The 20534-nt window shown below is 60.9% G+C and carries 19 protein-coding genes and 1 riboswitch; of the genes, 15 read left to right on the top strand and 4 right to left on the bottom strand.

The annotated features are described in order from the left end of the window. Positions 1–51: 51 nt before the first annotated feature. Positions 52–266, top strand: a riboswitch (cobalamin riboswitch). A gap of 235 nt (positions 267–501) precedes the next feature. The 4 genes from ACP15D_RS00170 to ACP15D_RS00155 all read left to right on the top strand — a co-directional run bounded on the left by ACP15D_RS00170 (position 502) and on the right by ACP15D_RS00155 (position 5271). Then, positions 502–2622: a TonB-dependent receptor plug domain-containing protein gene (locus tag ACP15D_RS00170; protein WP_424955560.1), complete on the top strand. Its 2121-nt coding sequence runs from the start codon at positions 502–504 to the stop codon at positions 2620–2622. A 50-nt stretch (positions 2623–2672) separates the two neighbouring features. Beyond that, positions 2673–3488: an ABC transporter substrate-binding protein gene (locus ACP15D_RS00165; RefSeq protein ID WP_424955559.1), complete on the top strand. Its 816-nt coding sequence runs from the start codon at positions 2673–2675 to the stop codon at positions 3486–3488. Positions 3489–3550: 62 nt separating this feature from the next. Continuing rightward, positions 3551–4492: a FecCD family ABC transporter permease gene (locus ACP15D_RS00160; RefSeq protein ID WP_424959150.1), complete on the top strand. Its 942-nt coding sequence runs from the start codon at positions 3551–3553 to the stop codon at positions 4490–4492. Then, positions 4492–5271 carry an ABC transporter ATP-binding protein gene (locus ACP15D_RS00155; RefSeq protein WP_424955558.1) on the top strand — a complete coding sequence of 260 codons (780 nt, stop codon included), beginning with the start codon at positions 4492–4494 and terminating at the stop codon, positions 5269–5271. The genes ACP15D_RS00160 and ACP15D_RS00155 overlap by 1 nt, the downstream gene beginning before the upstream one ends. A 6-nt stretch (positions 5272–5277) precedes the next feature. Here the strand turns inward: ACP15D_RS00155 and ACP15D_RS00150 are convergent, their stop codons facing one another. The 3 genes from ACP15D_RS00150 to ACP15D_RS00140 form a co-directional block, all read right to left on the bottom strand. Further along, the gene (locus ACP15D_RS00150) at positions 5278–5844 is read right to left on the bottom strand and encodes a hypothetical protein (protein WP_424955557.1); all 567 of its coding nucleotides are present in this window, start codon (positions 5842–5844) and stop codon (positions 5278–5280) included. 90 nt (positions 5845–5934) lie between these two features. Further along, positions 5935–6414, bottom strand: a complete 480-nt coding sequence (locus ACP15D_RS00145) for an HPP family protein (protein ID WP_424955556.1) — start codon at positions 6412–6414, stop codon at positions 5935–5937. 71 nt (positions 6415–6485) lie between these two features. After that, entirely contained in the window at positions 6486–7178 is a 693-nt protein-coding gene (locus tag ACP15D_RS00140; protein WP_424955555.1) for an OmpW/AlkL family protein, read from the bottom strand. Positions 7179–7366: 188 nt separating this feature from the next. On the opposite strand from ACP15D_RS00140, the gene ACP15D_RS00135 reads away from it, so the two are divergent. After that, positions 7367–7684 carry a hypothetical protein gene (locus tag ACP15D_RS00135; protein WP_424955554.1) on the top strand — a complete coding sequence of 106 codons (318 nt, stop codon included), beginning with the start codon at positions 7367–7369 and terminating at the stop codon, positions 7682–7684. A gap of 1 nt (position 7685) precedes the next feature. Here the strand turns inward: ACP15D_RS00135 and ACP15D_RS00130 are convergent, their stop codons facing one another. After that, positions 7686–8288: a TetR/AcrR family transcriptional regulator gene (locus ACP15D_RS00130; RefSeq protein ID WP_424955553.1), complete on the bottom strand. Its 603-nt coding sequence runs from the start codon at positions 8286–8288 to the stop codon at positions 7686–7688. A 366-nt stretch (positions 8289–8654) separates the two neighbouring features. Between ACP15D_RS00130 and ACP15D_RS00125 the strand changes: the two genes are divergently transcribed. The 10 genes from ACP15D_RS00125 to purU all read left to right on the top strand — a co-directional run bounded on the left by ACP15D_RS00125 (position 8655) and on the right by purU (position 19956). Beyond that, positions 8655–9578 (top strand): tetrahydromethanopterin S-methyltransferase subunit H family protein, encoded by a 924-nt coding sequence (locus ACP15D_RS00125; protein ID WP_424955552.1) that lies wholly within the window; start codon positions 8655–8657, stop codon positions 9576–9578. Further along, a complete protein-coding gene (locus ACP15D_RS00120) occupies positions 9578–10834 on the top strand; it encodes a uroporphyrinogen decarboxylase family protein (protein ID WP_424955551.1) in 1257 nt (418 codons plus the stop codon). Before ACP15D_RS00125 ends, ACP15D_RS00120 begins: the two co-directional genes overlap by 1 nt. 45 nt (positions 10835–10879) lie before the next feature. After that, positions 10880–12721 (top strand): MtaA/CmuA family methyltransferase, encoded by a 1842-nt coding sequence (locus ACP15D_RS00115; protein WP_424955550.1) that lies wholly within the window; start codon positions 10880–10882, stop codon positions 12719–12721. Positions 12722–12755: 34 nt separating this feature from the next. Beyond that, on the top strand, positions 12756–13082 hold the full coding sequence (locus ACP15D_RS00110) for a hypothetical protein (protein ID WP_424955549.1): 327 nt from the start codon (positions 12756–12758) through the stop codon (positions 13080–13082). Between the two features lie 19 nt (positions 13083–13101). After that, the gene (locus ACP15D_RS00105) at positions 13102–14190 is read left to right on the top strand and encodes an FAD-binding oxidoreductase (RefSeq protein ID WP_424955548.1); all 1089 of its coding nucleotides are present in this window, start codon (positions 13102–13104) and stop codon (positions 14188–14190) included. 60 nt (positions 14191–14250) lie between these two features. Continuing rightward, positions 14251–15522, top strand: a complete 1272-nt coding sequence (hutI, locus tag ACP15D_RS00100) for an imidazolonepropionase (protein WP_424955547.1) — start codon at positions 14251–14253, stop codon at positions 15520–15522. Then, positions 15519–16400, top strand: a complete 882-nt coding sequence (locus ACP15D_RS00095; protein ID WP_424955546.1) for a methylenetetrahydrofolate reductase — start codon at positions 15519–15521, stop codon at positions 16398–16400. Before hutI ends, ACP15D_RS00095 begins: the two co-directional genes overlap by 4 nt. 65 nt (positions 16401–16465) lie before the next feature. Then, the gene (locus ACP15D_RS00090) at positions 16466–18076 is read left to right on the top strand and encodes a formate--tetrahydrofolate ligase (RefSeq protein WP_424955545.1); all 1611 of its coding nucleotides are present in this window, start codon (positions 16466–16468) and stop codon (positions 18074–18076) included. Between the two features lie 70 nt (positions 18077–18146). Beyond that, complete coding sequence (gene folD / locus ACP15D_RS00085) at positions 18147–19037, top strand: bifunctional methylenetetrahydrofolate dehydrogenase/methenyltetrahydrofolate cyclohydrolase FolD (protein ID WP_424955544.1); 891 nt, start codon at positions 18147–18149, stop codon at positions 19035–19037. Positions 19038–19092: 55 nt separating this feature from the next. Further along, a complete protein-coding gene (gene purU, locus ACP15D_RS00080) occupies positions 19093–19956 on the top strand; it encodes a formyltetrahydrofolate deformylase (RefSeq protein ID WP_424959149.1) in 864 nt (287 codons plus the stop codon). The last annotated feature ends 578 nt before the right edge of the window (positions 19957–20534 follow it).

The raw sequence follows: 20534 nt of genomic DNA, 5'->3' as shown, positions 1-20534 counted from the left end.
CGCAAAATCACCAGCACAAACGTGAATGCAGCTTGACTTGATACAGACCTGTACTACGTTGGCGGTGCTGGTCCACGCGGCTCGACAATAGCCGTCGTGATGGGAACACGGGAGGTCCGCCGGACGTGCCGTGGCTGCCCCCGCAACTGTATGCGGCGAGCTCTACCTGAGAAATGCCACTGGCGATCGCAGTGCGATTGTTGGGAAGGTTCAGGGGGAGCGTCTGAGCCGCGAGCCAGGAGACCTGCCAGCAATGTCGCCCATCCTCCGTGCGGGGCGCGCGGTGGAACGGAAAACCCGTAGCGGCGACTGATGTGAAACCTTTGGGGGCCACGTCAGATGTGCCTAGCTGCGGTGTCGCTTCCCGCGTCACCCAATTGAGCGCTTGCGGCAGTGTTTATTCTGTCGCGACTGTAATATGTCGTCTGCCCGTAAGTCGCAGATGCCAGAAGGCGTATCTCGACCGGCTCCCCGTGTCAGTGCTGCGTAACGGGGGGTTACATGTATATGCGTTTTCGCGTGCGTTCGGGCGCATACCCGAAACATTCTGATGCCTTTGCAGTTGTTTTCATCTCGGCGTGTCTGTCGACGCTCTCGGCGTCGGCATTCGCCCAAACAGTGCAGGAGCTTCCGCCGGTGGTCGTCGAAGGCGCGACGCTTGACAGTTCCCGGCCCGACAAGAAGCCTGCAAAGCCGAAATCGTCGAATGCGGCGGCGCCCAAGACAGGCAACGACGGCGCCGCGGCGAAGGCATCCTCCACCGATACCTCACAATCGACGGATGGCGTCCCCATCGAGCAGATTGGGGCTGCCGTGTCGGTTGTTACGCGCAAGGACCTTGACGAACGGCAGATTCGTTATGTTGCCGATGCCTTGCGGGGCATGCCCGGCGTCGCAGTGAGCAGCCCAAACGGCCCCGGTGGCCTCACTCAAGTGCGCCTGCGTGGCGCCGAGGCGAACCATACGCTTGTCCTTATCGACGGCATCGAAGCCAACAATCCCACGGACGGCGAATTTGACTTTGGCAATCTCGACGCGGCAGACGTCGAGCGCATAGAAGTCATTCGGGGAGCGATGAGCGGGATCTATGGCTCCAGCGCTGTCGGCGGCGTCATCAATATCGTCACTCGGAGTGGTCGAGGCCCGCTAACTTTCACGGGCCGCACGGAGGGCGGCAGCCTGGGCACGAGCGACGTCTCGGGTAGCGCCTCTGCGGGCAACGGCAAAGGACACTTCGCCCTCAACTATCATCGGCAGCAATCGGAGGGTTTCAATGTATCGCCGGAAGGCGGCGAGCCGGATAGCTGGCAACTCTCCACCTTCTCGTTTCGGGGTGGAATGAACGTTTCCGATGGGCTCTCCGTCAACTTTGCATTTCGCAACATGCGCCGCAGCGCAGACCGAGATGGCTTCGGGGGCACGACAGGAGAACTCGCCACTTCCATCGACGACCCCTCGACGCTGGGCTCGGATACGTGGCTCGCGGGCGTCAACGTCCGGTGGGATACGCTCGGCGGTCACCTGACTCACGAGGTCCGCGCGACGCGCAATGCGGCGACAACGACCGATTTAGACATGAGCTTTCCCGCCGCTCCTTTTCACACCCGAAATGAGAGCGAGGACATCAAGTACGGCTATCTCACCACCCTGAAGTTTGCCACGCCCTCAATCTTCGCCGAGCACAGCGTGACGGGCCTTGCGGAGCACGAAAGCGAAAGGTTTACACCGGCTGGCGATTTCGCAGATGGCGTCGAGCGATCGCAAACGCGGCAGGCCATGGCCATCGAATACCGTGGTGGCTTTGGCAATACGGTCTTCCTAACCGCCAACGTACGCCATGATGATAGTCAGTCGTTCGACGATTTCACGACATGGCGTTCGGCCATATCGGTGCCACTCCGCAACTTGGGTCTGCGGCCGCATGCGAGCGCGGGCACGGCGGTGAAGTTTCCCAGCATGTTCGAACTCTATGGGAGCATACCGGGCTTCTTCACGCCCAATCCAAATCTCAAGCCGGAGGAGTCCTTCAGCTGGGATGCTGGTGTCGAATACACGATCGCCAGGGGCCTCGCCATGCTCGACGTGACGTACTTCAACGCCGACCTCAAGAACGAGATCGTGACCCTCGGCTTCCCCTACTCCCTACAGAATGCCGATGGCACGAGCACGCGGGAGGGCATCGAGGTCGCGTTGCGCGCCAAGCTTTCGGAAAGCCTGACACTCGGAGCGGCCTACACGTATCTCGACGCAAAGAACGAACTCGGGGAAGAGGCGCCGCGACGTGCTCCGCACTCGGGCCGCATCGACGCGAATTATGTTTTTGCCGGCGACAAGGCCAATATCAACTTTGCTGCTGTCTACAATGGCCGGCAGGAGGATCTCGCCTTCCGTCTTCCTGCCTTCACTCAGGAACGGGTTGCCCTCAACGGTTACTGGCTGGCGACCGTCGCTGCATCGTACAGGCTACGTCCTGGCGCAGGGATTTTCGCCCGGGTCGAGAACCTCTTCGATGACGATTATCAGCAGGCTCACGGCTACGCGACCGCTGGAGCGACCGTGTTTGCCGGCATGCGCTTCAGTTATGTCGAGGATGCTTCTATCGCCTGGTCGGAAGGCAGATGAGACAATTGCTTTCACGCGGGGTGTGCAGAGGCGTTTGCGCCGTTTTGCTCATGACCCTCGCGGCGCAGGGACGCGCGGAGGAGAACGGAAAGGCTCAGCGCATCGTTTCGCTGAGCGTGTGCTCGGATCAGCTTCTGCTCGACCTCGTGCCACGCGACCGCATTGCGGCGCTGAGCTATCTCGCCACCGATCCCACGCTTTCCTCAAAGGTGGCGGAGGCGAAGGGATTGCCTGTCATCTTCGGTAGCGCCGAGGAGGTATTGCGGCTCGCGCCCGATCTGGTTATCGCGCAAGAATACTCGATGATGGCAACGGTGGAGCTGTTGCAGCGCCTTGGCATCCGCGTGCTGAGGGTTCCGCTGGCCGCCGATATCGAGGGTATGCGCGACAGCATTCGCTTGATGGCCGCGGCAGTCGACGAGCAGGCGCGCGGCGAGCGGCTGATTGCCGATTTCGATGCGAGGATCGCCGCCGTACGGCCGATCGGGAGTGACCGCCCTTCGGCGATCGCTTACGAGGTAAGTAGCATAGCGTCCGGAGACGGCACGTTGGTCAACTCGATGCTCGGCGCTGCCGGCTTCCGCAACGTGGCGCGGGGTGGCGAACTCGGCCCAGGTGGACGGCTGCCGCTGGAGAAGCTCGTCTCCGACCCGCCGGATCTAATCGTGCTGGCCAATCAGCCTGCCGAATTCCGCTCAGTCGTTGGAGATAACCTGCGCCATCCTGCATTCACCGCTGTGGCCGCGCGCAAGCACCGGCTGGCCCTCCCCATGCCGTACTGGTTGTGCCCGACTCCGAAAATTGCCGATGCGATCGAGAAGCTCGCACGCATCAGGCAAGCGATTATTGCGAGGAATGCGCCTTGACCAATGCAACTGCGGAAAACGCTGTCGGGACGCTCGCTCCGGCTTCATCATCGACTGTTGCGCTGCTCGCCGCCGCGGCGACGGTCGCCTTCCTCGCTTCGATCATGGTTGGCCCAGATGGGTTTGGCCTGCCCGACAATCCCTATGCAGCTCATCTCGTGCTCACCGAGATACGATTGCCGCGCGCTCTACTAGGCGCCCTGATCGGAGCAGCACTCGGGCTTTCGGGTGCAGTGCTACAGGGTTACCTCCGCAATCCACTGGCAGAGCCCAGTTTGCTGGGAATCTCCGGCGGGGCATCACTCGGTGCTGTCGTCGCCATACACACGGGCGCCGCAGGTGCCTTTACGTTAGCGCTGCCCATCGGCGGGCTCTCGGGTGCCGCGATTGCAGCTCTAGCCGTGCTGCTGCTGTCACGAGGGCGCCGCGGTCCTTCGACACTGATCCTCGCGGGCGTTGCGATATCGAGCATCGCGGCCGCGCTGACTACGCTTGCGTTGACGCTGTCGTCGAACCCGTTCGCTTCGGTCGAGATGCTGTTCTGGCTGCTCGGCTCATTGAATGACCGCAGCATGCTCCATGTTTGGCTCGCCGCCCCGCTGATCGTGATTGGCTGTGCAGTTTTGCTGCAGACCGGTGCGGCGCTCGATGCGTTGACACTCGGCGATGAGGCAGCGCAGAACCTTGGTGTCAGTCTCGGCGGACTGCGGCTACGCGTCATCGCGGGAACCGTGCTTGCGGTGGGAGCAGGAACGGCCGTCGCTGGCACTATCGGCTTCGTCGGTCTTGTCGTCCCGCATCTGCTGCGTCCGCTGGTGGGCTACGAGCCGCGGCGACTGCTGCTCGCCAGCCTGTTGGGCGGCGCGGCTCTGGTACTTTTCGCCGACATTGCTTTGCGGCTGCTCGCACCTTTGCAAGACATTCGGCTCGGCGTTGCGACGGCACTTATTGGTGCACCGTTCTTTCTTTGGCTCGTGCTGAAATCCAGGGATGATTTCGAGTGATGACGCAGCTTCTCGAAGCCAAGGACATCGTGCTCAACTATGGTGCGCGGCCCGTCCTGCGGGGTGTCTCGGTGCAGTTGCGGCCAGGTGAGATCGTGGCCCTGGTCGGCGCCAATGGTGCTGGCAAATCCTCGTTACTAAAGACCCTCGCAGGTCTTGCAATACCGATCCGGGGGCGGGTCACTCTCGATGGACAGCCGCTCGCCAGCATGGAGCGAAGTACACTCAGCTGCCAGATCGCTTACTTGCCGCAGGAGCGGACCGTGCATTGGCCGCTGAGCGTGCGCCAGCTCGTTGCGCTCGGTCGCTTGCCACACCGGCACCTCCTCACAGGACCAACGCGACAGGATGCCGAAGCGGTCGAGCGCGCCATGCTCGCGACAGGCGTGCTGGATCTTGCCGACCGGCCTGCGTTCGAATTGTCGGGCGGTGAGCGCGCGCGCGTGCTGCTCGCCCGTGCGATCGCGCAGGAAGCAACATACATGATCGCCGACGAGCCTTCCGCGGGACTCGATCCGGCTCATGAGCTGACTTTGTTCGAACGGCTCGCGGAGATATCAGCAACGGGACGAGGCATCATCGTTGCCCTACACGATTTGTCGCTCGCTGCACGCTTCTGTCACCGCGCGCTGCTGCTTCAGCGTGGAACCATGCTAGCCGCAGGCATGCCTGATGAGGTTCTGACGCCAGGCCGCCTTGCCGAAGGATTTGGCATTCGAGCGACAGTGGTGCAGGTGGAAGGGGCACCCATTATCGTGCCGCTCGAAGCGCTGCCTTGACCACGCTCAGCGCAAGCGCAGAAACCTCCAAAGTCCGCGCCGCGTCGGCATCACCTTCGTCGCCATGCCGTCACTGCCGACGAATTCGACCTCGCGCCCTTGTGCAAGCTTCTGGTTGGCGACGACGCCGGCCTCAAAGAAGCGGTAGGTCGTGCCGTCTACCGCCCTGATCTTGCCCACGCCGGTTCGCTGGTCGAAATTCTCCACGCAACCGCGCATCGGCTGTGCTGTGCCCACCGGGGCCGCGGCGGAGTTTCCCAGTGCGCCGATGCTGCCGCCTGCCGCGACTGCGCCCGTTGGGGATGGCATTATGCTAGAGGCCACACCATCACTTTCGACGAATGATACTTGGACACCTACCGGCAGCGCCGCTCCACCGTTCACGCCCGCGGCGAAGAATGAGTACGTGGCTCCATCACTTCCTTTGATCTTCCCCATGCCAGTTCGTGAATCGAAGCCGTGCACCGTACCCTGCATGGGGCGCCGTGGACCGGGCGCCGGCGAGGCGCTGTTGGCCACGGCCCCGATGCTGGATGCGATGCCCGGCGATGACGCCGAAAACGTTGACTGCATTTGCATACCTCCCTAGATGATTGGCAATACTGACTTGTATCACGCCATCTCGCTGCCGGAAATGCCTCCGCTGTGCACCGCGGGAGAGCGCTAGAACCAAGCTTCCGGCCACGACACGCGGCGCACCCAACGAAGATAGGCGCAGCTCAACAGCACGAGCACGACGGCGCCGGAAAGGATCGGCGTCAGTACAAAGTGCCAGCTGACAGACTGCGTTGCTGCAATCACCGCCGTCAGGCCAGCGGGCGGATGCAATGTTCTCGTCACTTGCATCGCGAAGATCGCTAGACCGATGGCGATCGGCAGCGTCCACCAATGCGGCGCCATCAGCAGAGCCATCGTGCTACCGCTCAACGCCGACAGCACGTGCCCGCCGACGACATTGCGAGGCTGGGCGGTGTCACTTTGCGGAGCTGCGACGATAAGAATGATCGAGCAGGCAAATGGCACACCCGCGATCGGCAGGTCGGCGAGATTGGCGAGGCTCTGCATGATTGCGAGACCGGCGCAACCGGCGATGCCGTCGCGGAGATTGTCGCGCCATCTTGATGTCAGGAATTGAGGGTTCATGGACGCGATGAGCGGTTGCCCCGCTCGACACTGCGAGCGGGGCCTTTGACGGGAGAGTGGGTGCAGATATTTCAGCGGCCGAAAAGATCGCCGACGTTGAAGCGATAGCCGACACCGACACTTATCAGCCAGGGATCGAGCTCGGCGGTGTCGATGTAGGTATCATTGACGTAAATCTTCGACTCCAGATCGAGGATCTTTTTGGCGTCGATGGAGAGTTGCCAGCCGCCGCCAAGCGCTACATCGAGCCCGCCGCCAAGCGCCAGTCCCCAGTCGCTCTTCAAGTCGACAGCACCGGCAGGCGTGTAGCCCGTCTCGCCGAAGAAGGAGAAATAGCTCACGCCAACTCCCACGTATGGTTTGAAGGCGCCCATGCGATGATGATACTGGAGACTTAGCGTCGGCGGAAATATCCACGTATCGGCGATGGCCGCGCCTGCGCCAAGTCCGAGCAGGCCTGGCACGCGATTGGTGATCGTGTGCTCCGTGAAGCAGCAGATCGTTTCGACAGCGAGGCTGTCGGTGAGGAAATAGGCGATCGACAGGGTGGGAATCTCTGCCTGCGAAACGTGAAGCACACCGCCACCACCATTCTTGAGGTCGCTTTGCGGCATGACGAATGTGCCGAGCACCTTCACGAGCGTGTTGCCGTTATCGTCTCCGGCGCGTGCCGCCGGCGCGACTGCCTGAGACGCGAAGACTCCGGCAATTGCAAATATCAAAGCGGCAACTTTGGACACTTGCCGACTATTATTCTTGGTCACGACGTCTCTCCTTGAAAGCTCTCCCGTTGACATCCCACGATCTGTCTGGCTCATGAGACGGTACAGTTCTGTATCGATTCAAGGCGGATAGCTGTATCTTGTGTGCAACAGACGGCAAACAATGTGGGAAAAGTGCTCCGGCGGTCGCGAGGGCAAATCGATCGCGGAGCCTGAAAAAGCCCGGCTTCATGCACCTTTGGCGCCTTTCCAAGAAGGACGCTCAGCGGGCGAAGTCGGAGCTGCGGCTTACCGGCAGCTTCGATGCCCTGGAAGGCTTGCTTCGGCATAGCATCGCCTACGGCCATCAGCGGCTCGTGGTGCGTCGCTATCTTCTGGGAGAGGCATTGGGCCTGCCGCGGCTAGCGACCTACACCGCGTTCTTTGATGCAGCGATCAGCCGGCTTGCTCCTGGCGAGCTGCAGGCTGCGCGTGAAGCGGCGGCCACGCGCGCGGCTCAAATTCAGGAATCGCGTCGACAGACTTCCGCCATAGGGCGCGCACCTTGAACTAGCTGCCGGCGGCGGCTGCGCGTGACCTCGGCCAACTACCGAGTATGAGACGTGCCGTCGATTTCGCTTCGAGGGCCGCATCGAGCTGGCCCTCATGTCGGGCGACAATTGCGCCTTTCATCAATACGTGCCAGGCGCGCGCGAAGCGCTCTACGTCGATAAGCCCCGCTTCACGGGCAAATCTCTCTAGGATGTTTCTGATATTGGCGAGGTGCTGCGCGGCGGCGCTCCGGATCGATTCAGTCTCGCGCCCCTCCAGCAGCGAGTTGATAAACGAACAGCCTTCGAAATCGGGCTTCCGGAACCATGAGTCGAAGGCGTCGAAGACGGTAAGCAGGCGCTCCTCAGCGCTCTTGTCACCGTCCGTGAGCGCCGCCTCGAACCACTGCTTCGTCCAGAGGTCTTCGCGCCGCTCCAGGAATGCACGGACCAACGCCTCCTTCGACTTGAAGTGGCGGTACAGCGTCATCTTGCCGGAGCCGGACCGCGCGACCACGGTGTCCACACCGACTGCATTCACACCCTCGCGTGAAAACAACTCGTATGCAGCATCCAGAATTCGCTCTCGCGCGACAGAACGTTCTTTCTCGACTTGGTTCATTGGCTCCTGATCCTGCGCGCGCCCCTCACGATCGACTCGACGCGGGAGATGCGCAATTTCAATTACGTGCGAAATTACGTGATTTCAAGCAGATGCAACGACGCGGCATGGTGTGATACAGATCTGTATCTTTTTGATTGACGCGTACCCGCATTGGCGATACAGGTGTGTACCAACGAACAAGACGACAAGGGACGAAACGACATGGCTGACCCTGCGGATTGGCAGGTCTCGGTCGCCCATCGGGCTCCAGGGCAACCGAAGCGTGGCTCGCTACGCGCTCGACCCTGCTCGGCCGCCGTTCACCATCCCTTTGTTCCCGTCCGCGGGAACGCGTGAATCCGCTGCCATACAGGGAGAGCAAGAGTGTCGAAGCCGTTTTTCACCAAGAACCACGAGATCAAGATCGGCAAGGCGACCATTGGTGGCCCGCTGGGCTCGCACACGGGCCTGCTCGTCGGAAGCATTTTCTATGACAAGCACTCGCTGGTGAAGGATGCCTTTGCTGGCGACTTCGATGCAGAGAAGGCCGGCAAGCTGATCGATCGCGTGAACGGGCTCTCTGAGCGCTACGGCGTGCAGATGGCATTCGACGTGATCGCGGCGTCTCCCGAGGCGATGGAGAAGTTCATTGAATTCACCGCGGCGCGCACCACGCTGCCGTTCATGATCAATGCATCTGAGGCCGATGTCCACATTGCGGGTCTGGAGTGTGCCGATCGGCTCGGTTTGCTCAATCGAGTGATCTTCGCATCTCTCAACGAGGATACAGAGCCGCAGATACTCGAGGCACTCGGCCGGCACAAACCCGCTTGCGTCATGATCCTTGCCAACGACGTCGGCAACCCGACGCCGGACGGCAGCTGTGAGATGATCGAGCGCGTCTTCAGGCCGATGCTCGATGAGATCGGCGTCGCGACGCCTCTGGTTGATCTCGGCGCCATGGACCCGCCCTCCGTCGGCATCTCCATGCGCGGGATTACCGCCGTGCGCCAACGTTTCGGCTATCCCGCCGGCTGCGCCTTCTCGAACTGCTTCCCGCAATGGACCGGCCTGCGCGAACTCGGCAAAGACTGGGTGAACCTCTCGCTAGCGACTGCCCTCGTGACCTGCCGCGCGGCCGGCGGCGACTTCCTTCACTACGGCATCATCGAAAAAGCGGCCATGGCGGCGCACGTCGCCGGCTCTGCAGAAGTGTTCTACGGCTTTGCGGCGCAGGAGCTCGATGGGCATCAGCTGCCTGATGGCCATGCCTTGTTGAAGATGTTCAAGCTGGCGGAGCAGGCCTGATGCCTGGAGATCGGCTGCGCTCCCTATTCGGAGGTCCCGCCGGAGGCGATGAGCCGATCCTGTTGGACGTCGGCACATCGTCGCTGACTGCGGTGCGTGCCGTTGCGAGACCCGATCTAAAGGTCGGGCCGCTGCTCGCGCATCCGGTCATGGAGACGCTGCCTCTTGCCGCAAGCGATTGCGCGGCCTTGGGCTCGGACTGCGCGCGCGCTGGATTTTTGTTTGAGACCATCGATCCGTACTCCGACACCTTCACAGATGCGTTCGGTGTCGAATGGCTGCGCGTCGATGGCTCGGCAACGCCAGTTCGCCATCCACTCGAGCACGCCAGCCTCGGTGAGATCGTCAAGCACCCGCGTCCAATGTGGCCGGATATCGTGCAGGTACCGGACGCCTCTCATCAAGGGCAACTCGTGGTGGCCGATGCACCATGCCCAGGCCTGCTCGACCTCAGCTTCGCTCTGCGCAACTCCTGGGTCTGTCTCGATGACATGACCAGCAATTGGCGCAGTATTTCTGCGCTGCTCGACTGGTCTCTCGAGACGATCGTCGAGGCCTACGAGCAGATGCTCTCCGGTTTGCCCTATGCGCCCGACGTCATCGTCTATGGCGACGATCTCGGCTTCCAGCAGAGCATGTTCGTTTCCGAAATCGACTTTCGCAATTTCGTTCGACCACGCATGCGCACGCTTATTTCGCGACTGCGCCGGCTAACCCCTGCTGCCGTCTGCTTCCATTCTTGTGGTGCCATTCGCCCCATCCTGCCCGACATCTGCGATCTTGGCATCGAGCTGCTGAACTTCGATGGCGCCGCTCGCGGTATGGTCTGTTCGGAGATTCGCCGCGAGGTGCCGAAAGGCCTCATCTTCCATGGCTGTTCCGATCTTGTCGCTCTCGGGCGCTCGGTGCGCGCCGGGAACTTGGCATCCGTCGCTCTGCTGACGGCGGAGATCGTCGATAGCATGCCGGTCATCGGCGCACCTATGGACAATATTTATACGGAAGTCGATGTCGAGGACGCGCAGCTTGGCGCTCGGTACCTCCGCGAGTTACCGCCAGACGACGTTGCTACAATCAGTCGACTCGGACCGGTGCGATCCATCATTGCAAACGCCGCAGAGCGCGCCGTCTGCGCCGAGCCAGTGCGCCTGCTTGGCGCGCCGCCAAAGATCATCAGCGTCAAGCGCAACGCAGACGCACACCGGTTCAGCTCATCCGCCGGTCGCACGTCCGGCAAGTCCAGTCACCCGCTTTAATAGTCACCGCCAAAAGCACCAAAGAAAAAACGCAGGAGGAAATAGATGGCTCAAGTTCCCAAGATGACCGGCCGCGAGCGTATTTTCGCCGCCGTAACCATGCAGACGCTGCCCGACCAAGTTCCAGTCGTTCCGTTGCTTATGACGCGCGGTATCCGTGAAGGCGGCCTGACTGTGGACCAGGCGCTGCGCGACGGCGAGGCTTCGGCGCATGCGAAGGCCAAGGCACTCAAGAAGTTTGGTGGCGACGCCATCATCCCAGGAACTGACCTTTTTACACCGGTCGAATGCGTCGACGGGTGTGAGCTCGACTATTTGCCATACGCCCAGCCTTCACTCGTCAAGCACCCAACCCCGACCAAAGAGGCATTCTACCGCTACAAGGAAAAATACCTGCGTGAGGGGTTCAAGCCATCGGCTCGAGTCCTTGAGATCCAAAAGGAAGCGCGCACAATGATCGCGCTCGGATTCAAGAGCACTCACGCTATCCCAACGCCTGTCGGCGGCCCAATCACGACCGCACAGCTGATGACCGGCTCGAGCGAATTCCTGAGCTACATCGCCGAGGACCCCGAGTACGCGAAAGAAGTGACAGAACTCGCCCTCGATATCGTGAAGAACGTATGCCGCATGATGTTCGAAGCCGGCATCGACGTCTGCAACATTCTCGATCCCTTCAATTCATCGGATATCCTGCCGCCCGACACCTACCGCGAGTTCGGACTGCCGTACCAGAAGCGCCTATTTGCCTACATCAAAGAGATCGGTGGCATCGGCTTCACCCACACGTGCACCTTCACTCAGCCGATCTGGCGTGACATCGCAACGAACGGCTGCGCCAACTTCAATGGCGATATGTATCCCGGCATGGATCACGCCAAGCGCGCCATCGGTGGGCAAATATCTCTCATGGGCACTCTTTCGCCGTTCTCGACGCTCATGCACGGCTCGACCACTGACGTCGCCAACGAGGTGAAGAAGCTAGCCGCTGAGGTGGGCTACAATGGCGGACTCATCGTCATGCCGGGCTGCGATATTGATTGGACTATCCCCGACGAAAACATGCGCGCGATGATCGATACCTGCGCGTCTATCAAGTATCCCATGGACATTCATGCCCTGGGCGATCTCTCCAACGTCTACCTCGCCGGCCATCCCAAGCATCCAGGCAAGCGCACCTCGTCGGCGATGGGTGACACCGACATCGCCACCGCCAAGACGCACAGGCCGCAGACCCCGAAGGAAGAGGTCAACGCCAAGCTTGTCGAAGCCATCATGGAGTACGACGGCGACAAGGCAATCGAGTGGGTCAAGAAGGGCCTCGAACTTGGCATGACGCCGCAGGAGATCGTGTTCGACGGCTTGTCGCTGGGTATGAAGGTCGTCGGCGACATGTACGAGCGCAATGAGCGCTTCGTCACGGATATGCTGAAGGCCGCCAAGACAATGGACAAGGCGATGCCGATCCTGACGCCGCTGCTGGAGGCGTCAGGGGCCGACGGCGGTCCAACAGGCACAGTCGTAGTTGGTCTCGTTCGCGGCAACACCCAAGACATCGGCAAGAATCTCGTCTGCCTGATGCTCAAGGCCAACGGCTTCAAGGTCATCGACCTCGGCAAGAACGTGAAGCCCGAGCAGTTCATCGAGACTGCTGAGAAGGAAGGCGCTGTTGCTATCGGCATGTCTGTGATGACGAACTCATCCACGGTGTACATCGAGAAGGTCAAGGAAATGCTCGACACTTCCGGCAAGGGCACGAAGTACCTGCTCATGTGCGGCGGTGCGGCGGCAAGCAAGGGCATCGCCGACAAGATCGGCATCAAATACGGACTCGACGCCAACGCAGCCGTCGCGCTGGTCAAGGATCACGTCAGCGCAGCTGCCTGAAAATCTGCGACAAGCACGGCGACGGAGTCCGCACATGCCCACGTACACGTACGGTTGCGACAGCTGCGGCTCTCAGCGCGACGTGCTTGTCGATTACGAGGCGGCCCAGAACCTGGAGCTGATCTGTCTCCAGTGTGGCGGGACGCAGAAGTTGATGCCTGTGCTTGCGGTGAACTTCCTCCTCACGCGCGCAAGCCAGGCAGACCCGGCCTCAAGCTCCCGCGAGGCCAGGGGCCAGGCGCAGCGGCAGTTAAAAGCATGCGGACACGCTCGTCACTGCCGCTGCGCCGTAACTCTCACCAAACCCAATCCCTTCCGGAAGGAGATCCGGAAGGCTGCGGGCATCGTCGACGAAGAATAAACACGGCAACGAAAGCACCATGTCTTCTTACCCTCTGCGCGTTGCGCAAAAAATCCAAGAAGCTTCCGATTGCGCCAGCTTGTGGTTCGACGTCCCCGTCGACCTGCGCTCCGCCTTCGACCACCGCCCCGGCCAGTTCGTGGCTGTCAGCGGTGAGATCGCCGGCGAGAGCGTGACGCGTCAGTACTCGTTGAGCTCCTCGCCATCCGACGCGCGTGGGTTCCGCATCACCGTAAAGAAGATTCCCGGTGGGCGCATGTCGACCTGGCTGGTCGACGAGGTGCGGCCCGGCGATATAGTGGATGTCGCGACACCCCGTGGCGTGTTCTTCAAGCCGCTGGACGAGCCGCACCGGGTACTGGTGTTTGCGTGCGGCAGTGGCATCGCACCGGTTCTTCCCATCGCACGCAAGCTGCTGACGGACGGGAGGGGCCATCGCGTTGTTCTCAACTATGGAAGCCGGACCGCCGATGAGATCATTCTCAAAGACGAAGTCGACGAGCTTGGGCGTGACTATGCGTCGTGTCACGTCGAGCATGTTCTATCGCGGGCCGATGGACCATGGTCAGGCGCACGCGGGCGCATCGATGCGGATTACCTCGCCGAGCGCTCGGCACACTGGGAGACAGAGGACCTGCCTGCTGTCGTGTACCTGTGCGGCCCGGAAGCGTTCATGGATGCCGCCGAGCGCTATTTTCTCGCGCGTGGCCTGAGCCAATCGGCCATTCGGCGGGAAAGCTTCGACCTTGTGCTCACTGACAACGATGACGAGCCGTCACTTGTCATTGCGGGCTCCGAGGATGCGGGCGAACTGAGCGAGACGTGCGTTGAGATCGTCGCGAACGTCGGCGGCGAGGAAGCGCGCGTCGTTCCCGAGCCGGGTGAGTCCATTCTCGCGGCTTTGATACGCGGCGATGCCCCTGTCCCGTACTCGTGCCAAGAGGGGACTTGCTCATCGTGTATTTCAAAGCTGAAGCAGGGCACCGCGAACGTGCGCCAAGCCGTGCTGAAGAGCCTGCGCCAGGATGACATCGACGAGGGCCTCGTGCTCGCCTGCCTCGCAACGCCAGCCAGCAAACGCATTCTGATCGACTTCGACGACATCTAAGAGATGGGCGGGCGCCGGAGTGCGCGAATGTGTATGCCCGCCAATCGGGGATTTAAGAACATGAATGAGAGACCTCTTTTCGAAGACCCTCTCGTCATTGTCGACGCGGTCCTCGCAACCATGCGCGAATGCGAGGAGGACGACTTTGGCTATGGTTATGTACGAAATGGCGCTCTGGTCATCGATCAAGGGCGGATCATTTGGGTCGGCCGCAAGGACGATATCCCTGACCGCGCCCGCCATCTGCCAGCATGGTCGGCTGGGAATCGTCTGATTACGCCTGGCCTCATCGATTGCCACACGCATCTCATCTTTGGCGGAGACCGGCGCATTGAGTTTGCGCTGCGGGCACAGGGCGAGAACTACACCGATCTGGTGTGGAAGGGGCACGGCATCAATTCAACGGTGGTTTCGACTCGCGGCGCCACGCACGCCGACTTGCTTCAATCTGCATTGCGGCGGTTGCGCTGGTCGGTCTCTGGTGGCGTCACGACCATTGAAGTGAAATCTGGCTACGGGCTCGATGTCGATACCGAGCTCAAGATGCTTCGGGTTGGACGCGAGTTGCAGAGCCACGGGCTCGCCCGGGTCGAGACGACGCTTCTGGCGGGACACATCTACCTGCCCGGCGTCGACCCTGAATCCTACATCGACACAGTCTGCACCCATCTCATCCCGCAGGCAGCGGACGAAGGCTTGTGCGATGCCGTCGAAGTCTATTGCGAGGAAAGCATCGGATTCTCGCTCGACGACGCCAGCACCATCCTGGAGACGGCATATAGGCGCAAGATCCCTACGCGTATCCTCGCCGATCATCTGAGCGACAGTGCCGGTGCCGCACTCGCACCTGCATTCTACGCGCGCGCGGCGGCACACCTCAATTTCACTGATGACGTTTCTGTAGCGGCGCTCTCATCAGCGAACACGACGGCGATCCTGCTGCCTATTGCTTTCATCGAGGACGGCAGCAAGCAGAAACCTCCCATCGAAAGACTGCGCGAATGCGGCGTCTCCATCGCTATCGCGACAGGCTGTAATCCCGGTCTTGCACCGACCACCAGCATCCTCGCGGCTGCACACTGCGCCTGCGTCAGCTTCGGGCTGTCTCCTCTCGAGGCAATGCGAGGCATCACCGTATGCGCCGCGCGAGCGCTCGGGCTTACGGGAACTGTCGGCGAACTCATCCCCGGCGCCTCCGCCGACCTCGCTATCTGGGACGCGGAGCATCCCGAAGAACTCATCTATTGGCTCGGCGCTCCCCTCTGCCACTCGACGTGGCTGGGCGGCAAGCGTGTCAGACAACCTGAACTGCAAAGGGACTTCGTAACGTGACTGATGAAACGACCACGCTCGCTGATGCCGTCTTCGGGCGTAGTGCCGCCAAACCACCGATGCGGCTCTTGAATGACATTTCGATCGAGCTACTGCCGGAGCACGTTGCGAGCTTCAATCCGTCTGCCAGCCAGCTTGCGCGCGGATCGTACGTGTTTCTCACGCACATTGCCGGCAAGCCGCTGGCCGTCCAGCGCGATGCCGCGAGTGCTATCAAGGCAAAGGGTTACGAGCCCGTGCCGCATCTTGCTGCGCGCAATTTCGGCAGCGTCGATGAGTATCGCGATCACCTCACCGATCTGTGTAACCGCGGTGTCAATACTGTCCTCATGATCGGCGGCAATCCGGGGCCCGAGGCGTCGGCGATGACGTGTGCTGCGGACCTTCTGAAGCAGCCTTTCGTGGGGCAATCCGGTTTGAGGCGCGTCTTCCTTGGCGGACATCCCGAAGGCCACCCCAATATCCCTGCCGAGACACTGAAGGTAGCGCTGGCGGAGAAGGTCGCGCTCGCTCGCGCAATTAATCTTGCGCCACATATCGTGACGCAGTTCGCGTTCGATGGTGCGCTCATGGCGCGGTGGGCCAGCGACCTGCGCGCCAGTGGCATCGACTGCCCAATCCGGCTCGGCCTCGCTGGTGTTACGTCGCTCACAAAACTTATCCGCTTTGCCATGTTGTGCGGCGTCGGGGCTTCTGTATCGGCACTTACGCGACAGAGCGGATCGATCCTCAAGGCGATGCGCGAGCAGGATCCCGGCGACGTGCTGAAGGCGCTCGAGCTTGGTGTCGGTTCACACCAGCTGACCGACACCAGCATCCACTTCTTCCCCTTCGGCGGTTGGGAGAAAACGCTCGATTGGGTGGCGCGCCAGCCATAGCCGCGGCGGTGGTCACGTTCCCTCATCGATAGCTTGTGAACAACCCGATTGGCGTTGAGACGAAGATGCCCGTGCGCTCCCATCCAGAGACCTCCAATCAGCCTAAGCGGCTGCCGATTGTCGAAGTCGCGACAAAGATCGGCGTCTCTCCGCGCGGCCTGCTCAACTTTGGGCCGCACAAAGCCAAGGTCACTGCCGATCTCATCAATGCGCTGGAGAATAAGCCCGATGGCACGCTGCTTCTCGTGACATCCGTCGGGCCCACGCTGGCATCAGGAAGTGGCGCCGCGGCTGCGATCGCCATTTCTGATGCGCTCAACCGGATCGGCGCACGCTCGATGAGTTGCCTGCGTGAGGCATCCCTCGCCGAATGCCTGGCCGAAGCCTGCGATCGACCTGCGCTTTCCGTAATTGATTGGCATTTCACAGGAGACCTTCACGCGGTCACTGCAGCCCATAACTATCTTGCTGCGCTGATCGATAATCATATCCATTGGGGAAATGAACTCGATATCGATGCACGGCGCATTGTCTGGCGCCGAGTTCTCGATCTCGACGATCGCGCCTTGCGTTCCATTGTCAACTCGCTAGGCGGCGTCGAGAACGGATTTCCTCGAGAGGATGGCTTCGGCCTCACGGCCTCTTCCGAGGTAATGGCCATTCTTTGTCTGTCGCTGGACCACAAGGATCTTTTGCGCCGGCTTGGTAACATCGTTGTCGCTTATAACAGCGCTGAAGCACCACTCTATGCGCGAGATCTTCGAGCGCAGGAGACGTTGGCCGCGCTGCTCGCAGAAGCGCTTCTTCCCAATCTCGTCCAGACGCCGGAGAATAACCCAGCCTTCATTCACGGAGGCCCTTGCGGCACATCCGGGCATGGTTGCACCTCGTTGATTGCGACCAAAACGGCCCTCAAACTCGCCGACTACGTTATCACAGATGCCGGTTGCGGCGCCGATGTCGACGTCGTGAAGTTCTTCGATATCAAGTGCCGTACGGGCGGGCTGACCCCCGCTGCGGTGGTCATCATTACAAGCCCGCGCGCGCTCAAGCTGCAGTCCGGCATCGGCGAAGAAGATGTTACCGCAGAAAATGTTTCGGCCGTCGCCAACGGGTGCGCAGCGCTCAAGCAGCATATTGCGAATATTCGCAAGTTCGGCGTCGGTGCTATCGTTGCCATCGCAACGTCTCCTACCGATACGCAGGAAGAGGTCGACGCCATAACCGCAGCGGCCAGTATCGACTGCACGCCAGCGATTTCATTTACGCACTGGGAACAGGGCCGCGCCGGTGTCGACGCTCTTGCCCGACACCTGATGGATTGTTGCGATGCCTCATCCGACGGGTTGCGTCGCCTTTACAGTGATGGCCTGCCACTCTGGTACAAAGCCCGCACGATAGCGACCGAGTTCTACGGCGCGACTGATATTAGCGCCGATGAAGCCGTCGTAGCTCAGTTCAAAGCGCTGCAGGCGGCCGGATACGGCCATCTGCCGATCTCAATGGTGATGACACCAGGCGCCGCTGCGAAGCAGCGCCGCTTACGGGCTGCCGAGCCACTCGTAGTTCGCGAGGTTGTTCTCGCTGCGGGCGCGGAGTTCATCACCGTCGTCTGCGGCGAGAACGCCTGTAATCCCGGACTTCCTAAACCGCAACCGAAAGCCGCATCCGCCTGATTCGGCAGGAGTGCATCAACTGACCATGCTGACACCCATGTGGCCTCGCTCGAAGAGAGATACATCCAACATGCCCGCGAAGATCATCGACGGCCGCGCGGTCGCGGCTAGCGTGCGCGAGAACTGCAAGCATCGCGTGCGCCTCCTGGAAGCTTTGAGCCGGCCTCCCGGCCTCGCGGTGATCATGGTCGGAGACGATCCCGCTTCCGCTGTCTATGTGCGGAACAAAATGCGCGCTTGCGATGAGGTCGGCATCCGATCGCAGAGAATTCTGTACCCGGACACTGTCACCGAGGCGGAGGTCATCGCCTGCATTGACGCGCTCGGGCGGGATGACAGCGTGAATGGCATCCTAGTGCAGCTGCCGCTGCCCAAGCACTTCAACCTCGAGAAGATCCTCGGCGCTATCAACTCCGAGAAGGATGTCGACGGCTTCCATCTCTACAACGTGGGCGGCCTAGTGATCGGCAACACGGTGTTTCCACCCTGCACTCCTTACGGCGTGATGCGGTTGTTGGAGCACGAAGGCATCGAGGTCGCCGGGCGGAATGCTGTCGTCGTCGGGGCGAGCAACATAGTCGGCAAGCCGATGGCGCTGATGCTTATGCGGCAGGAGGCCACCGTCTCGGTTTGCCACGCCAAGACCCGCAAGCTGCGGGAGTATACCGAAATGGCCGACATCCTCGTTGTTGCTGCGGGATGCCCCAACCTGATCACCGGAGAGATGATCAAGCGTGGTGCCGTCGTCATCGACGTAGGGATCAACCGGCTTGCTGACGGTCGCCTGGTTGGTGATTGCGATTTCGAGAGCGTGCGAAGCCGGGCCTCGTACATCACGCCGGTTCCAGGCGGTGTCGGCCCCATGACAGTGACCATGCTGCTCGTCAACACCATCAGTTCCGCTGAGCGCGCAAGGCAGCGCCTCCTCCAACAATCCAGCGAACATGCGCACTTCGTTTAGCAAGTGGCCGCTGGCCGCACTGTTCAAGAAACCTCAAGGTCATGCAATGAGCACCATCACCACCAACAGCTTCGTCCTGAAATTCTCGTGCCCGAACAGCGTCAACGTGCCCAGCGCAGTGGCCGAATTCCTTTCGCGGCACGCCCTGGAGGCGCGCGAGACGCAGCAGTATGCGGACAGCGATACCGGCAAGCTGTTCATGCGTCTGGTGGCAGGCAAGCAGTCGGGTGGAATTCCCATTGACCTTGTGCGTCGCGCGTTCGCACAGGTGGCGCAGGATCATCAGATGGAGTGGTCCATCCGGGTTGGAGAGCGCTCGGCGCGTGTCCTGATCATGGTCTCGGCGTTCGATCACTGCCTCGTGGATCTTCTCTACCGGTGGCGTATCGGAGAGCTGCCAATGCATGTGACGGGTATTGTCTCCAACCATCCGATCGAGGCCTTCGCCAAACACGACTTCCAGGGCATTCCGTTTCACTATTTGCCCGTGTCAAAGGATACCAAGCAGGCGCAGGAGCAAAAGTTGCTTGAGATCATCGAGGGCACCGGCACGGATCTCGTTGTGCTAGCACGCTACATGCAGGTGTTCTCGAGGGAGCTGTCGGCGAAGCTCTCTGGACGCGCGATCAACATTCATCACTCCTTCCTGCCTGGATTCAAGGGGGCGAAGCCCTATCATCAGGCGCATGCCTACGGCGTGAAGGTAATGGGGGCCACCGCGCACTACGTTACAGCGGACCTCGACGAAGGCCCCATCATCGAGCAGGATGTGGAGCGCATCTCCCACTTCGACTCTCCGGAAAGTCTTGTCCGCAAGGGACGTGACATTGAGCGGCGCGTGCTGGCGCGTGCAATCCGCTATCACATCGACGATCGCGTGTTCACGAACGGACGAAAGACCGTTGTCTTTCCTGACTGATCCGGCCAAACTATTCGATCGAGTTCTGTCAGGTCCATTGCCAACCAGCACCGCCAACAAGCTGAACGATTCATTCCAACGGCGCGGCCTTCCCGCAGTCCGCGCCGGTCTGCGCTGCGACGATACTGCCCTTGGTCAATTGGCGTCCGCGTGCGTCGCATTCTTGAGATGGCGATGCTCGCAACCAAGGCTGCATTCGACCTAATACGTCGATGCCTGTCCAACACCGTAAGCTGAAAGGGAGCCGTCGACAAAACCAATCGCGAATGCTATCTATTTCCCATCCCTTCGCATTTTATTTGCACCGGCATTGTTCATGCGAAACGAGATCTAGTTGAAAATTAGAAACACTCTTCTATTTCCATCATAGGAGCGACAGAGAACCTATGCGCGCCGGTGGTCAAGCGGGTGCCTTGCGTTGAGCGCCGCGACGTGCGGCCCGTCCGCTTACCTAAGCCACCTCGCCGCATTTGGCGAGCGCAGGTCCGCCGCAAGGGTCAACATGCCTCGCGCAGCCTCCGGCTGAAGTGGGAGGCTGAGGCCTGGGCCAACGAGGCCGAAGACAAGGTCAGCCGGGG

Source organism: Hyphomicrobium sp. 1Nfss2.1, from assembly GCF_965243865.1.
Taxonomy (GTDB): domain Bacteria; phylum Pseudomonadota; class Alphaproteobacteria; order Rhizobiales; family Hyphomicrobiaceae; genus Hyphomicrobium_A.
The sequence above is the reverse complement of the archived record's forward strand: the minus strand, read 5'-3'. Positions and strand labels throughout refer to the sequence as shown.

What these genes read in the sequence shown, in the direction of transcription:
- ACP15D_RS00170 (WP_424955560.1), top strand. Translation starts at nt 502, where the DNA reads ATGTATATGCGTTTTCGCGTGCGTTCGGGCGCATACCCGAAACATTCT.
- ACP15D_RS00165 (WP_424955559.1), top strand. Translation starts at nt 2,673, where the DNA reads ATGACCCTCGCGGCGCAGGGACGCGCGGAGGAGAACGGAAAGGCTCAG.
- ACP15D_RS00155 (WP_424955558.1), top strand. Translation starts at nt 4,492, where the DNA reads ATGACGCAGCTTCTCGAAGCCAAGGACATCGTGCTCAACTATGGTGCG.
- ACP15D_RS00150 (WP_424955557.1), bottom strand. Translation starts at nt 5,844, where the DNA reads ATGCAGTCAACGTTTTCGGCGTCATCGCCGGGCATCGCATCCAGCATC.
- ACP15D_RS00145 (WP_424955556.1), bottom strand. Translation starts at nt 6,414, where the DNA reads ATGAACCCTCAATTCCTGACATCAAGATGGCGCGACAATCTCCGCGAC.
- ACP15D_RS00135 (WP_424955554.1), top strand. Translation starts at nt 7,367, where the DNA reads ATGCACCTTTGGCGCCTTTCCAAGAAGGACGCTCAGCGGGCGAAGTCG.
- ACP15D_RS00130 (WP_424955553.1), bottom strand. Translation starts at nt 8,288, where the DNA reads ATGAACCAAGTCGAGAAAGAACGTTCTGTCGCGCGAGAGCGAATTCTG.
- ACP15D_RS00120 (WP_424955551.1), top strand. Translation starts at nt 9,578, where the DNA reads ATGCCTGGAGATCGGCTGCGCTCCCTATTCGGAGGTCCCGCCGGAGGC.
- ACP15D_RS00115 (WP_424955550.1), top strand. Translation starts at nt 10,880, where the DNA reads ATGGCTCAAGTTCCCAAGATGACCGGCCGCGAGCGTATTTTCGCCGCC.
- ACP15D_RS00110 (WP_424955549.1), top strand. Translation starts at nt 12,756, where the DNA reads ATGCCCACGTACACGTACGGTTGCGACAGCTGCGGCTCTCAGCGCGAC.
- ACP15D_RS00105 (WP_424955548.1), top strand. Translation starts at nt 13,102, where the DNA reads ATGTCTTCTTACCCTCTGCGCGTTGCGCAAAAAATCCAAGAAGCTTCC.
- hutI (WP_424955547.1), top strand. Translation starts at nt 14,251, where the DNA reads ATGAATGAGAGACCTCTTTTCGAAGACCCTCTCGTCATTGTCGACGCG.
- ACP15D_RS00090 (WP_424955545.1), top strand. Translation starts at nt 16,466, where the DNA reads ATGCCCGTGCGCTCCCATCCAGAGACCTCCAATCAGCCTAAGCGGCTG.
- folD (WP_424955544.1), top strand. Translation starts at nt 18,147, where the DNA reads ATGCCCGCGAAGATCATCGACGGCCGCGCGGTCGCGGCTAGCGTGCGC.